14 protein-coding genes are annotated in these 13,563 nt (G+C 68.0%); 9 read left to right on the top strand and 5 right to left on the bottom strand.

What is annotated here, in order from left to right; all coding sequences use genetic code 11:
- Positions 1–100: 100 nt before the first annotated feature.
- The gene (locus LDO15_RS21550; RefSeq protein ID WP_223982283.1) at positions 101–610 is read left to right on the top strand and encodes a MarR family transcriptional regulator; all 510 of its coding nucleotides are present in this window, start codon (positions 101–103) and stop codon (positions 608–610) included.
- A 35-nt stretch (positions 611–645) separates the two neighbouring features.
- Entirely contained in the window at positions 646–1,872 is a 1,227-nt protein-coding gene (locus tag LDO15_RS21545) for an MFS transporter (RefSeq protein WP_223982281.1), read from the top strand.
- 78 nt (positions 1,873–1,950) lie between these two features.
- Here the strand turns inward: LDO15_RS21545 and LDO15_RS21540 are convergent, their stop codons facing one another.
- The 3 genes from LDO15_RS21540 to rraA form a co-directional block, all read right to left on the bottom strand.
- Complete coding sequence (locus LDO15_RS21540) at positions 1,951–3,426, bottom strand: sugar porter family MFS transporter (protein ID WP_223982279.1); 1,476 nt, start codon at positions 3,424–3,426, stop codon at positions 1,951–1,953.
- A 146-nt stretch (positions 3,427–3,572) separates the two neighbouring features.
- Positions 3,573–5,231 (bottom strand): MDR family MFS transporter, encoded by a 1,659-nt coding sequence (locus LDO15_RS21535; protein ID WP_223982277.1) that lies wholly within the window; start codon positions 5,229–5,231, stop codon positions 3,573–3,575.
- 103 nt (positions 5,232–5,334) lie between these two features.
- Positions 5,335–5,853 (bottom strand): ribonuclease E activity regulator RraA, encoded by a 519-nt coding sequence (gene rraA / locus LDO15_RS21530; protein ID WP_223982275.1) that lies wholly within the window; start codon positions 5,851–5,853, stop codon positions 5,335–5,337.
- 95 nt (positions 5,854–5,948) lie between these two features.
- On the opposite strand from rraA, the gene LDO15_RS21525 reads away from it, so the two are divergent.
- From LDO15_RS21525 to LDO15_RS21500, 6 genes are all read left to right on the top strand, one after another.
- Positions 5,949–7,214, top strand: a complete 1,266-nt coding sequence (locus LDO15_RS21525; protein ID WP_223982271.1) for an MFS transporter — start codon at positions 5,949–5,951, stop codon at positions 7,212–7,214.
- Positions 7,215–7,365: 151 nt separating this feature from the next.
- Positions 7,366–7,953, top strand: a complete 588-nt coding sequence (locus tag LDO15_RS21520; RefSeq protein ID WP_223982269.1) for a TetR/AcrR family transcriptional regulator — start codon at positions 7,366–7,368, stop codon at positions 7,951–7,953.
- 292 nt (positions 7,954–8,245) lie between these two features.
- The gene (locus LDO15_RS21515) at positions 8,246–9,457 is read left to right on the top strand and encodes an NADP-dependent malic enzyme (RefSeq protein WP_223982266.1); all 1,212 of its coding nucleotides are present in this window, start codon (positions 8,246–8,248) and stop codon (positions 9,455–9,457) included.
- A gap of 188 nt (positions 9,458–9,645) precedes the next feature.
- A complete protein-coding gene (locus LDO15_RS21510; RefSeq protein ID WP_223982263.1) occupies positions 9,646–10,146 on the top strand; it encodes a DUF456 domain-containing protein in 501 nt (166 codons plus the stop codon).
- A gap of 32 nt (positions 10,147–10,178) precedes the next feature.
- Positions 10,179–11,195 carry a hypothetical protein gene (locus LDO15_RS21505; RefSeq protein WP_223982260.1) on the top strand — a complete coding sequence of 339 codons (1,017 nt, stop codon included), beginning with the start codon at positions 10,179–10,181 and terminating at the stop codon, positions 11,193–11,195.
- 81 nt (positions 11,196–11,276) lie between these two features.
- Positions 11,277–11,633: a nuclear transport factor 2 family protein gene (locus tag LDO15_RS21500; RefSeq protein ID WP_116766695.1), complete on the top strand. Its 357-nt coding sequence runs from the start codon at positions 11,277–11,279 to the stop codon at positions 11,631–11,633.
- Positions 11,634–11,654: 21 nt separating this feature from the next.
- On the opposite strand, the gene LDO15_RS21495 is transcribed toward LDO15_RS21500, so the two are convergent.
- Entirely contained in the window at positions 11,655–12,332 is a 678-nt protein-coding gene (locus LDO15_RS21495) for a LysE family translocator (RefSeq protein ID WP_223982257.1), read from the bottom strand.
- A gap of 118 nt (positions 12,333–12,450) precedes the next feature.
- Here LDO15_RS21495 and LDO15_RS21490 point away from each other — a divergent pair, with 118 nt between their 5' ends.
- Positions 12,451–12,906: an Lrp/AsnC family transcriptional regulator gene (locus LDO15_RS21490; protein WP_223982254.1), complete on the top strand. Its 456-nt coding sequence runs from the start codon at positions 12,451–12,453 to the stop codon at positions 12,904–12,906.
- A gap of 31 nt (positions 12,907–12,937) precedes the next feature.
- Here LDO15_RS21490 and LDO15_RS21485 read toward each other — a convergent pair whose 3' ends face one another.
- Positions 12,938–13,396, bottom strand: a complete 459-nt coding sequence (locus tag LDO15_RS21485; protein WP_223987621.1) for an Lrp/AsnC family transcriptional regulator — start codon at positions 13,394–13,396, stop codon at positions 12,938–12,940.
- Between the last annotated feature and the right edge of the window lie 167 nt (positions 13,397–13,563).

Below are 13,563 nucleotides of genomic sequence, written 5' to 3'. Positions count from 1 at the left end.
CGGCGCCGCAACTCACCCGGGTTGCGGCGCCGGCGTTTGCGTTTCCTGCCGAGCCCGCCTCATTGACCATTAGGCTACCTAACTGTTAGGCTGCCTAACTATGAACGCCAATGAACCGGCCGACGCCAGCCTTCTCGCCCTCGCCCAGGATTTTCGCGAGGCCCTCCGCCACAGCATCTACCTGGTCCGCCGCCTGGATGCCGACGGCGAACTCAGCGCCGCCCAGCTCAGCACGCTCAAAATGCTGATGGACGCAGGAGCTGCTTCCTATGACAGCGGCAGTGACGGCGACATTGACCGCGGTGCCTCCGCCTACGGAGTGCGGGTGGGTGAAATCGCCCGGAACCTCGGCGTCAAAGTGCCGAGCGCCACTGAACAGATCATCAAGCTCGAGCGCGCCGGTCTCGCCCACCGGGAGCCGGACCCCGACGACTCCCGTGCCGTCCGGGTGAGGCTCACCGCCGCCGGCCGCGCCGCCGTCGAATCCGCCAACGAGCGCCGCAACGCTGTCATGGCCGGCATCCTTTCGTCCCTTTCGGACGACGACCGTGCCGCCCTCGCCGCCGCCCTCCCGGTCATCGGCAGGATCAACGCGACGCTGCAGGCTTGATACCCAACCGAAATTCCCCTCATTTAGGAGTCCCCATGCACGGCCAGCCCGCCGACACCCTGCCGGCAGCCGAAGTTACCCTCGAGGCCGAGAAAGCCTCACTGCTCAAACAGCCCAAGGCGGTGTGGGCGACGGCTCTCGCGGCGGTGTTCGCGTTCATGGGTATCGGCCTCGTGGATCCCATCCTGCCGGCAATCGCCAAAAACCTGGACGCCTCGCCGAGCCAGGTGTCGCTGCTCTTTACGAGCTATTTCCTGGTGACCGCCGTCGCCATGCTGATCACCGGCTACGTCTCGTCCCGGATCGGCGGGAAACGGACGCTGCTGATCGGGCTGGCCGTGATCGTCGTGTTTGCCTCGCTCTCCGGCACGTCGGGCAGCGTGGCCGAACTCATCGGCTTCCGGGCCGGCTGGGGGCTGGGCAACGCCCTGTTCGTCGCCACGGCGCTGGCCGTGATTGTCGGCGTCGCGAGCGGCGGAGCCGGCACAGCGATCATCCTCTACGAGGCCGCCCTCGGACTGGGCATTTCCCTCGGCCCGCTCCTGGGCGCACTCCTTGGCGGCTGGCAGTGGCGCGCGCCGTTCTTCGGCACCGCCGTGCTGATGGCCTCCGCGTTCATCGCGCTCATTGCCCTGCTGCCCAAAACCCCGCTGCCCGGGCGGAAGGTCAGGCTCCGGGACCCGCTGCTGGCGCTGGGCCACAAGGGGCTCAGGACGACGGCGGCCAGCGGCCTGTTCTACAACTACGGCTTCTTCACCGTCCTCGCCTTCACACCCTTCATCCTGGGCATGGACGCCTACGGGATCGGCGGGGTGTTCTTCGGCTGGGGCGTCGCCGTCGCCGTGTGCTCCGTGTTTGCCGCCCCCGTGCTGCAGAACCGGTTCGGGGCCGTCCGGGTGCTCACCGGCACCCTGGCCCTGCTGATGCTGGACCTGGTGGGACTCGGCCTCGCCGCCGGACACTCGGTGCCCGCCGTCGTGGTCCTCGTGGTCATTTCCGGGGCGCTCCTGGGCGTCAACAACACCATCTACACGGAACTGGCCATGGGGGTTTCCGATTCGCCGCGGCCGGTGGCGTCGGCGGGATACAACTTCGTGCGCTGGATGGGCGGCGCCCTGGCACCGTTTGCCGCCGCGCAGCTGGGCGAGCACTTCGGCCCGCAGGTCCCCTTCTTCGCCGGCGCGCTGGCCATGGTGGTCGCGATCGCCGTGGTCTACGGCGGCCGCCGCTACCTCACGGAGCACGAGCCGCACGTGCTCTAGCGAGCCGCGGTAACAGAAACGCCCATGTTCCGCGGAACATGGGCGTTTCTGTTAGCGCCTGCGCCTGCAGGGAAGGACTCAGGCCGTTGCGGACTCCTTGGCTGACTCCTTTGCGGAACCCTTGGGGACGAACAGCGTTTCGGCCTGTTCCAGGGACATGCCGTTGGTCTCCGGCACCTTGAACATCACGAAGAAGAACGACGCCGCCGCGAACAGCGCGTACATGGCGTACGTCAGTGGCAGCGAGGCCGCGGCCATGACGGGGAAGCTCAGGGTGATGGCGAAGTTGGCGATCCACTGCGCGGCAGCGGCCAGGCCCAGGGCGCGGGCGCGGATGCGGGACGGGAAGATCTCGCCCAGCAGCACCCACACCAGCGGGCCCCAGGAGGCGCCGAAGCTGATGACGAAGATGTTGGCGGCGACCAGCGCGGCCGGACCCCACGCGCCGGGCAGCGAGATCGCGTCCCCGGAGCCGGTTGCCGAGACCGTGGCCGAGCCGAAGGCCAGGGCCATGGTGCCCAGCGAGACGGCCATGCCGATCGAGCCCGCGAGCAGGATGGGGCGGCGTCCGATCCGGTCCACGAGGGCGATCGCCACGAGCGTCACCAGGATGTTCGTGACGGCGGTGGCCACGGAGATGGTGAGCGAATCCTTTTCCTGGAAGCCCACGGCCTTCCACAGGGTCGTGGAGTAGTAGAAGATCACGTTGATGCCGACGAACTGCTGCAGCACGGACAGGATGATGCCGATCCAGACCACGGGCTGCAGGCCCAGGGCCTTGCCGCGCAGGGACCCCTTCTGGCCGGCGAGCTTGTCCTCGTCGATGGCCTTCCTGATCTCGCGCAGGTGGCGGTCCGAGTCCTCACTCGGGGCGATCGACCGGAAGACTTTGAGAGCCTCTTCGTCCTTGCCCTTGAAGACCAGGAACCGCGGCGATTCCGGCAGGGTGAAGGCGATCCAGCCGTAAATGACGGCGGGGACGGCGGCGGCCATGAACATCCAGCGCCACGATTCCAGGCCAAGCCACAGATCTTGGTCCGCGCCGCCGGCGGTGGTGGCGAAGACGGCGTCGGAGAGCAGGGCGGCGAAGATGCCGGTGGTGATGGCGAGCTGCTGGAGCGAGGCCAGGCGGCCGCGGACGTGCCGCGGCGAAATTTCGGAGATGTAGGCCGGGGCGATCACCGAGGCCAGGCCGATGCCCAGGCCGCCCACCAGGCGCCAGAAGATCAGGTCCCAGACGCCGAACGCGAACCCGGTGCCGATGGCGCTGACCAGGAACAGCAGGGCGCCCAGCTTCATGGCCGGGATCCGGCCGTAGCGGTCGGCCACCTTGCCGGCGAGGTAGGCGCCTGCCGCGCAGCCCAAGAGGGCGACGGCCACGGCGAAGCCGGTCACGGCCTCGCTGAGCGCGAACTCCTCCTTGATGGCGTCGACGGCGCCGTTGACCACCGACGAGTCAAAGCCGAAGAGGAAGCCGCCGACGGCGCCCGCCACGGCCAGCCAGATCACCCGTTGGGGGATCTTGGCGGCGGTCTGGTCCTGGGTGATGGTCATATGGCTCCCTCGGCAATTCGTGGTTCACGGCCTGCGCCGCAGCTACCCAGTCTTACACCGGACGCAGTGCGGCGCCTGTCACAAGGCCGGAAAGTGAGAGCAAGCTTACATACCGGTGGACAGGCGCCGCGCTGCGGCAAAAAACCCTAGTGAGCGGCGGCCGAGACACCTTCCCGGGCGACCGACTTCGGGTCCGTGAGCTTCTTGTTCGGCAGGGCGAACGTGATCAGGAAGGCGATACCGGTGAGCACGGCGGCTGTCAGCATGACGGCGTCGATCGACTGCGCAAAGCCCTCCGTGATGGGGCGGGTCAGCGTCGGGTTGGCGGTGTGCAGCCAGCTCGTGTCGTTCAGCGAATCGTTGCTGGCGCCGTTCTTGAAGAAGTCGTAGAGCTTGGCATTGGCAGGGTCGGCAGCCACGGCCGGGTCCTTGAGCACCTTGAGGTAGTCCGCGTTCTGCGCGGCGTCCTTCATGCCGGTGGCGATCTTGTCCGCGGCTAGGCTGAAGAGCATGGAGATGAACACGGCCGTGCCAACCGCGCCGCCCATGGAGCGGAAGAACGCGGCGGCTGAGGTGCCCACGCCCATGTCCTTGGACGGAACGGAGACCTGCATGGCCAGCGTCAGCGGCTGCATGCAGAAGCCCAGGCCCAGCCCGAAGAACACCGCGATGGCGCCGGGGACCCACAGCGGCGTGTCGACACCGAGCGAGAGGCCCATGACGACGGCGGCCGCGGTCAGGACCGCGGTGCCCAGGATCGGGAAGATCCGGTACGTGCCCGACGCCGAGATGGTCCGGCCGGCTGTGATGGACCCGGTCAGGATGCCCACGGTGAAGGTGATCATCATAAGGCCGGCCTCGGTGGGGGTCAGGCCCTTGACCAACTGCAGGTACATGGGCAGCATCGCGATGGCGCCGAACATGCCGATGCCGATGATGAAGTTCAGCAGCGAGGACAGCCCAAAGGTGATGTTCTGGAACAGCCGCAGCGGGATCAGCGCATAGTCGGCGGCGCGCTTTTCAGCCAGCAGGAACGCGATGATGCCCACAACGCCCAGCCCGTAGCAGAGGTAGGAGTTGGCGGAGCTCCAGCCCCAGGTGCGGCCCTGCTCGGCGACGAGGAGCAGCGGGACGATCGCCAGGGTGATGGCGGCGGCGCCCCAGTAGTCGATCTTCTGCTTCACGTGCTTGGCGGGCAGGTGCAGGTACATGAACACCACTGCCAGGGCCGCGAGGCCGATCGGCAGGTTGATGAGGAACACCCAGCGCCAGCCGTCGATCCCGAGGATGGTCTCGGAGCCTGCGAAGGCGCCGCCGATCACCGGGCCCAGGACGGAAGAGATGCCGAAGACCGACATGAAGTAGCCCTGGTACTTGGCCCGGTCCTTGAGCGCCACGATGTCGCCGATGATGGTCAGGGCGAGGGCCAGGAGGCCGCCGGCACCCATGCCCTGGATGCCGCGGGCGATTGCCAGTTCGGTCATGGAGTGGACCGAGCCGGCGTAGAGCGAGCCGGCGAGGAAGATCAGGATCGCGATGAGGTAGAGCGGACGGCGTCCGAAGATGTCGCTGAGCTTGCCGTAGAGCGGCGTGCTCACAGTCGACGTGATCAGGTAGGCCGTCGTGGCCCAGGCCTGCAGGGACAGGCCGTCGAGGTCGTTCGCGATCGTGTAGATCGAGGTGGACACGATCGTCTGGTCGAGCGATGACAGGAACATGCCGAGCATGAGTCCCACCATGACGGTGACGGTCTGACGGTGGGTCAGGACCTCTCCCGCGGCGCGCACGGAGGTGGTTTTGGACATGACTGCTCCAAGGGGAAGTGTGGGAATTAAGCTGATAGTTGCTTTCAGTAACTATGTTACTGGCTCATTTGTTCCCGCTACTACCGCCCGGCGAAGAAAGTCCTCAGCGTTCGACGAGGATTCCGTCCGGATCGCACCAGATCATCGCGCCCGGGCGGACGGCCACGCCGTCGATCTCCAGCGGCACGTCAACGTCTCCGGCGCCGTCCTTGGCGCTCTTGCGCGGGTTGCTGCCGAGGGCTTTAACCCCGAGCGGCAGCGCCGCAATGGCGAGCCGGTCCCGGATGGCGCCGTTGATAACGACGCCGGCCCAGCCGTTCGCGACGGCGCTCGCCGCGATCATGTCCCCCATCAGCGCCGTACGGAGCGAACCGCCGCCGTCGACCACCAGGACGGAGCCGTTGCCGGGTGTCGCCAGCACGGACTTGACCAGCGCGTTGTCCTCGAAGCACTGAACGGTCCGGACCGGGCCGCTGAAGTGGGTGCGTCCGCCCAGGGACTGGAACTGTACGGCTATGGAGTCGAGTTCCTCGCCGCGTTCATCGTAAAGGTCTGCGGTGTTGACGTCGGGTGCGGTCACGGTGCTCCTTGGGTTGGCGCGGCGGGTTGGCGCAGGTTTCATCCCCGAGACTCGCACATTGCGAGCGGATCTGCCGAGTCCCGATAGTCTGGCTCCGCACTGATACATACGCCTGATCATCAGTTCCAGGGGGAGCCATGAGCATGTCCGATACCACCGCGCCGGCGCTGGCCGAACCCGAGCGCCGCGTCCGGCCCGTCTGGACGGCCGGGGTGGTGCTGGTCAATGTCGGCATCAACGCGGCCTTCTTCGGCCCGCTCCAGGTCCTCCTCGGCCAGCAGGCGGCAGCCTTCAGCGAACCGGACAAGGAAGCCATCCTCGCCCTCGTGACGGGTGCGGGCGCGGCCGTCTCGCTCGTCGCCAACCCCCTCTTCGGGGCCTTCAGTGACCGGACCACCTCGCGCCGGGGCCGCCGGGTGCCCTGGGTGCTGTTCGGCGCCGTCCTGGGCGCCGCGGCACTGATCGCGCTGGCGGGCGCACCGACCGTCGCCGTCATGACGCTGCTCTGGTGCCTCGTCCAGGCCGGCTGCAACGGCGCCTACGCGGCCATCACCGCGGCCATCCCGGACCGGGTGCCCGTCCCCCAGCGGGGAACGGTCGGGGGCCTTGCCGCGATGGGCCAGACTGTTGGGATCCTGGCAGGGGCGGTGATCGCCGCCGCCGTCGCAGGCAACTTCGCCGCGGGGTACGTCGTGTCCGCGGCGGCGCTGCTCGCCGGCGTCGTGCTCTATTACGTCAAGAACGACGACGTCCCGCTGCCCGCGCAGGCCCGCCCGCCTTTCAGCCTGACCGGCTTTGCGCGGGGCTTTTGGATTTCCCCGGCCCGCCACCCGGATTTTGCCTGGGCCTGGCTGACGCGCCTGCTGGTGAACATCGGCAACCACATGGTCACCCTCTACCTGCTGTTCTTCCTCAACGACGCCGTCCGGATCCGCGAGACCCAGGGCATCGAGCCCGAGTTCGGTGTGCTGATCCTGACCGGCCTGTACGCGGTCATGGTGATCATCACCAGCGTGGTAGGCGGCCGGCTGAGCGATCGCCTGGGCCGCCGGAAGCCGCTGGTCATCATCTCGTCCGTGGTGATCGCCGTGGCTTCCCTCATTCTTGCGTTCGCGCCCACATGGCCGGGCGCGCTGGTCGGCGCGTCCGTGCTCGGCATCGGCTTCGGCTGCTACCTTGCGGTGGACTTCGCCCTCATCACCGAGGTGCTCCCCACGCCGCTGAGCCGTGGCAAGGACCTGGGCGTCATCAACATCGCCAACTCCCTGCCGCAAGTACTCGCCCCGCTCATCGCGTTTCCGTTTGTGGCCCTCTGGGGCGGCTACGTGGCTCTGTATGTTGCGGCCGCCGTGATCGGGCTTCTTGGTGCCGTGTTCGTGGTAAAAATCAAGGGCGTGGCCTGAGCCCCAGCTATCCCGTCATAAGGCTCCGGCGGGCCCGGGGGACCGGCCGGACGCCCGGTTGCGTGGCGTATAGTGGACGGCAATTGCCGCGGCAGCGCTGTGGGCGGAACGCTCCCGGCTGCCGAGAAAAACGACCCCCGGAACGCTGCTGATGCCTGATTTTCACTCAGATCTTCCACCGATGGCCCCTCCCCCCACCCTGCCCCGGCAACGGCTCCGGTACGTGCGGATCCTGGAAGTAGCCGCCGGGTTTGCCCGCAAGGGCCTGGACTCCGTGGTGCTATCCGAGGTGGCGGCCAAGGCGGATGTTCCGCTCGGGACGCTGTACCGCTACTTTCCCTCGGCCACCCAGCTGGTCCTTGCGCTCTACCGCAAGCAACTGGGCGAACTGCTCGCCGGGAGCTCGCCGGCAGAGGGAAAGGTTGCGGCCCAGGCCCTCGTGGGAGTCGTGATGGAGATCTTCCACATGCGCCTCATGCAGCCCGCCGTGGAGCAGTGCCTCAACCGGGCGGTCTACGTCAAGGACACGGACACCACGCGGCTGCTCCGCGAGATCGACACGACGGCCGAAAAGGCGGTGACGGCCGCGTGCGGCGACGCCGCCGTCGCCCGGGTCCTGCTGCTGACGGTCACCGGACTGGTCCAGGCCGTCCGCTGCCGCCGGCTGTCCCTGTTCGAAGCGGAGGAGGACCTGAAAAAGGCCTGCTCGCTCCTGCAGCGCGTCCCGCAAACCGCGTAACTGGTCTAGACCGGCAGCCCGCAAAACCTGCCGGTCGGCGTGATCTGGGTCACATAACGGGGCGGGGAAACGTTTCACCATTGGCGGCACCGGGTACCGCGCGGCAAAACCGGAGGGATGCCTTGTTTACCATTGCTGGACCGGAGACCGCTGACGCCAGCAACTCCGGGGGCTCCACCGGCGACCGCCACCTTTGGTCGCCGCCGACGCCCCCGCCAGACCAACTCGGGCATTCCCAATGCCCGAGCTTCCAAGAGCCGTGCTCCCACGGTGAGTCCCAGGAGACAACGACGTGTCCACTGAAACGATCATTCCCGCCGATTCCACTTCCCCGGCCGAGACGGTAGCCGTGCTCAGCGACGAGGAGATCTTCGCATCCCACCAGGGCGGCAAGCTTTCGATTTCCAGCACCGTCCCGCTCGCCAGCAAGCGCGACCTCTCCATTGCCTACACGCCCGGTGTCGCCCAGGTCAGCCGGGCCATCCACGCCAAGCCCGAGCTCGCCAAGACGCTCACGTGGGCCCAGCGCCTCGTGGTCGTCGTCAGCGACGGCACGGCCGTGCTGGGTCTGGGCAACATAGGCGCCAGCGCCTCGCTGCCCGTGATGGAGGGCAAGTCCGCCCTGTTCAAGGCCTTCGGGGAGCTCGACTCCATCCCGCTGGTCCTCAACACCACCGACGTCGACGAAATCGTCGAGACCCTCGTCCGGCTCCGCCCGAGCTTCGGCGCCGTCAACCTCGAGGACATCGCCGCGCCCCGCTGCTTCGAACTTGAGGAAAAACTCATCGAGGCACTGGACTGCCCGGTCATGCACGATGACCAGCACGGCACCGCCGTCGTGGTCCTCGCCGCCCTGACCAATGCCGCCAAGGTGACCGGCAGGACGCTCGACAGCCTGCGCGTGGTGGTCTCCGGAGCCGGAGCCGCCGGCATCGCCGTCGCCGAAATCCTGCTGACCGCCGGGATCGGCGACATCGTCCTCCTGGACTCCCGCGGCGCGATCAGCAAGGACCGGGCGGACATCGCCGCCGATCCGGCCAGCAAGAAGGGCCAGCTCGCCGCCCGCAGCAACCCGCGCGGCGTGAGCGGCGGCCCGGGCGAGGCGCTGCTCGGCGCCGATGTGTTCGTCGGCGTCTCCTCCTCCAAGCTGGACGAGGAACACCTCAAGCTGATGAACCACAGCTCGATCGTGTTCGCCCTGTCCAACCCGGACCCGGAAGTCCTGCCGGAGGTCGCCAGCAAGTACGCGGCCGTGGTCGCCACCGGGCGCAGCGACTTCCCGAACCAGATCAACAACGTCCTGGCCTTCCCCGGCATCTTCCGCGGAGCCCTCGACGCCGGCGCCCGCCGGATCACGCCGGCCATGAAGCTGGCAGCAGCCCGGGCCATCGCCGAACTGGCCGAGGACGATCTGTCCGCCGATTACATCGTGCCCAGCCCGCTTGATCCCCGCGTGGCCCCTGCGGTCTCCGCGGCAGTCGCCGCGACGGTCGAAGCCGAGTAGGTCCGCACACTGCCGCACACGGCGACGGCGGCGCTTCCGGGGGGAGTGCCGCCGTCGCCGTTTTGTTGTTCTGTTGTCATGTTGTTGTTCTGTGGACGTGTGCGGACACTACAGTCCACCAGGGGCGGCTGTGATCTGCGGTCCGCCGCAGGCTCCGTCGCCGGCCGGACCCGGCTTAGACTGGGGCCATGAACCCCGAGACCGTCGTGACCGTGCTCTGCGGCCTCGCCATCCTGGTGGGCGTGGCCGGGACCATCGTCCCCGTCCTGCCCGGCAGCATCCTGATCGGGCTGAGCCTGCTCGCCTGGGCGCTGTGGGGTGGCGCAGGAACCACCGGCTGGGTGGTCTTCGGGATCGGCCTGGTGTTCGTCCTGGCCGGCATGGCCGCCAGCGCCGTCCTGACCGGCCGGAAACTCAAGCAGCACAGCATCCCAAGCCGTTCCGTCGTCGTCGGGCTGGTGCTGGGTGTGGCCGGCATGTTCATCATCCCTGTGGTGGGACTCTTCGTGGGCTTCGCGGCCGGGCTGCTGCTCAGCGAGCTGCAGCGCACGCGGGCGTTCGGCACCGCGGTGGCCTCCAGCTGGGCCGCGCTGAAGGCCACCGGAATGGGCATGATCGCGGAATTCGGCCTCGCGTGCCTCTCCGCCAGCACCTGGGTGATCGGCCTCTGGGTGGCCTCGGCCGCCTAGCAGCGCCCTGCCGGTCCTACTACCATGAAGGAATGAGCGCCGAACTTGGCGAATCCGCCTCCCGCATTCCCGCGATCGAGTCTCAGGGTCAGCGCAGGCCGTACACGGACACCCGCTACCTGACGCCGTTCCGCAAAGCACTGGTCCGCACGCCCGTCCGCGGCCTCGCCGGCAACGTGGGCGGCGTGGTTACCGGACTCATGGCAGGCCGGGCTCCCGGGACGCTGGCCGTCGAGGGCGGGGTGCCCCGCCTGGGCAAAGTCCCCGGCCGGGCAGCCGGCAAGACGGCGAAAGCCGTGCACGCCGCCATCTTCGGCAGCACGGATCCGGACCCGCTGATCGCCCTGGCCCGCACCTATCCCGGCTGGGCCGGTCTCTGCTACCTCATGGCCGGACTGCTGGCGTACGGACACGGCGGCCATCTGCGCGCCTCCGAGCTCCTGCAGCACGGCCTGAGCCTGCGAAACGACGCCGACGCCAACCGCTACGCCGCCGTGCACCTCGCCGGCGTGGTCACCAGGGTGGAGGTGGCCGAGCGGATCGAGGTTCCGGTGCTGTTCAGCGAGGAGGCCGTGTTCCTGGCGCTGTCCCATTCCCTGCGCGAGACCGGCCAGGCCGAGGCGGCGCTTGCGGCCCTCGCCGGCCTGCCGCCCTCGCTGCCGCTGGCGCTGGCCCGTTGCTCCCTCTCCGCCGAGCTGGGACTCGATATGGAAGTGGTCGCGGACACGGAAGGGCTGCTGAACGCCGACGATCTGGCCGCCGCGCTGCTGCTGGTGCGGGCCCGCTCCCTGCGCAGGCTCGGCTCCTACGGAGCGGCCCGCGCCGCCCTGCAGGAGGTCCTGCGGCGCCGGAAAACGGACTTCACACTCCGCAGCGACGCACTGACGGACCATGCCCTGCTCCTGCTGGACGCGGGCCGCAAGACCCTCGGATCCCGGGAGTGGCAGCGCCGGAAACCGGCGGAGGTGGAGGCTGTGAAGGCCATTCGCAAGGACGCGGAGATGCACGAACTCTGGGACCGCGAGTACGGCCGCGCCGACGTCGACTGAGTGTCATCCGCGCCGGCGGAGGGGAAAATCCACGTATCCACTACCCTTGCGGGGGCCCATGGCGGGGAGTACAAACGAGGCATGAGAGATGCGGTGGCCCGCTGGATGCAGCACTACATCACGGCATGGACGACGAACGACCCTGAGGACATCCGGGCCCTGTTCACCGAGGACGCCATCTATGCGACCAGCCCCCAGGAGCCCGAACCGTGGCGGGGCCGGGAGGACATCGTGGAGCACTGGCTTGCCGGGCGCGACGAACCGGATGACTGGACCTTTGAGTGGAAGTTGCTCGGGGTCGACGGCGGCCGGGCGTTCGTGCAGGGCCTGACCACCTACCGCGGCAACAGCCGAAGCTACGACAACCTCTGGATCATCCAGTTGACCGCGGACGGCCGCGCGTCGTCCTTCACCGAGTGGTACATGCAGCGCAAGTAACCGTGCCGGGGATGCCCCGGCTCAGGCGCGGGCCAGGGCCGCGGCGACAGCGGGCATGATCTGTTCGGCGAGCAGCACGGCACCCAGGACCAGCATGATGACACCGCTGGCGAGCGTCACGTGACGGGCGGCGCCCGGCCTGGCATGGAGCAGTTTCCGGGCCAGGAGTGCCACACAGCTGTAGATGACCCCCACGAGCAGCACGAAAGTGAGCCCGAGCAGCCCGGACTGTACCGGAACCGGGAGGGCGGCATCCGGGCTGACGAACTGCGGCACCAGGGCCACGAAGAACAGCAGCCCCTTGGGATTGATCCCGCTGATACCCATGCCCTGGACGAAAATCCGGAACTGGCTCGCGGGCGCCGCTGCCGGGGGACCGTCCGTGCCGGCGCCGAAGCTGGGGCCGTTGAAGCTGGCGCCCCGCCAGGACCGCAGGGTGCTGAAGCCCAGCCACAGCAGGTACAGGGCACCCGCGGCGGTCAGCCAGCCGAGCACGCCCGGCATCCCGGTCAGCAGCGCCGCCAGGCCCAGCACCAGGAGCACCGTGTGCAGGGCGTAGCCGCCGCAGAGTCCGGCGACGGCGGGGGCGAAGCTGCGCTGCCTCAGCCCGGCAGCAATCGAATAGGCCCAGTCGACGCCGGGGGTGCAGGCCAGGGCGACGGCGACAACCAGGAAGGCGAGGAAAAGCTGGGGATTCACGGCGGGCTCCAGGGGGTGTGGCACCTCTGTGTAGGTACAAGGAAAACTCTAGGCAAAATCGCCCCGGAAGTGTTCGCTAATTTACTGGTGAACCGCCGTTCTTGGGTAAGATAATTGCGTGATTGACGCTATTGACAGAAGTATTTTGCGCCACCTTCAAACGGACGGGCGAATGACTGCCACGGCACTGGCCGCGAAGGTCGGGCTGACAGTGGCTCCGTGCCATCGCCGGCTGCGGGATCTGGAGGCCGCCGGGATCATCCGGGGCTACCGGGCGGACATTGATCCGGCCGCCGTGGGGCTCGGGTTCGAGGCGATCGTGTTCGTGACGTTGCGCCAGGTGGACCGTTCCACGATGGAGATCTTCGAGAACCGGGTGGCGGACAACCCCAACATCGTGGAGGCCCAGCGGCTCTTTGGTTCGCCGGACTACCTGCTCAAGGTCATCGCGGAGGACCTTCCGTCCTATCAGCGCTTCTACGACAGCGAACTGACCTCCCTGCCCGGCGTCGAACGCCTGACCTCCACGCTGGTCATGAAGAACCTGAAGGCCAACGCCGGGCCGCCGGTCTGAGCGGGGCCGCGCGCCGGGCTCAACGAAGGGTTTAGGCGCCCAGCAGCCCCGTGGTCCGGTAGGGGATGACCTCGCGCAGGAACATGCTCGTTGAGGTCCGCACGATGCCGGGGCACAGCCGGATTTCTTCGGACACGCGGTAGAGGTCATCAGGGCTCGTGGCCACCACCCGGATCAGGAGGTCCGTGTCGCCGGCAGGGGCGTGGCATTCGAGCACTTCCGGGATGTTGCGCAGCGCCGCGATGGCCTCGTTGAGGTGGCTCTGGTCCAGTTCCGCGCTCACGGCCGCCGCCACGCCGCGGCCCAGGGCCGACGGCAGGACCCGGCTGCTGTTCGGGCGGAGCGCGCCCGACGCCGACATCCGCTCCAGGCGGGACTGGACAGTGCCGCGGGCCAGGCCCAGCTTCTGGGCCAGCACCATGACCGGCACGCGGGGATCGTCATCCAGTGCGGCGAGGATCCGCCTGTCCGTCGCGTCGAGCTCCTGCAAAATGACCACTTCCTGTTCACGGACCACGACCCAGTTGATCAGATTGACTACTTCATTCCGGGTCCGTTGCACTAACTGTAGGTCTTCTGCTCAAATAGTGACAACAAAGGGGCAAGGCCACCGCCGCGGCCCCGAAGGCTACAGGCACCCCGGCACACCACCCGGAC

The sequence above is a fragment of the Arthrobacter sp. NicSoilB8 genome, assembly GCF_019977355.1.
Classification (GTDB): domain Bacteria; phylum Actinomycetota; class Actinomycetes; order Actinomycetales; family Micrococcaceae; genus Arthrobacter.
This window is presented reverse-complemented; position numbering and strand designations above follow the sequence as displayed.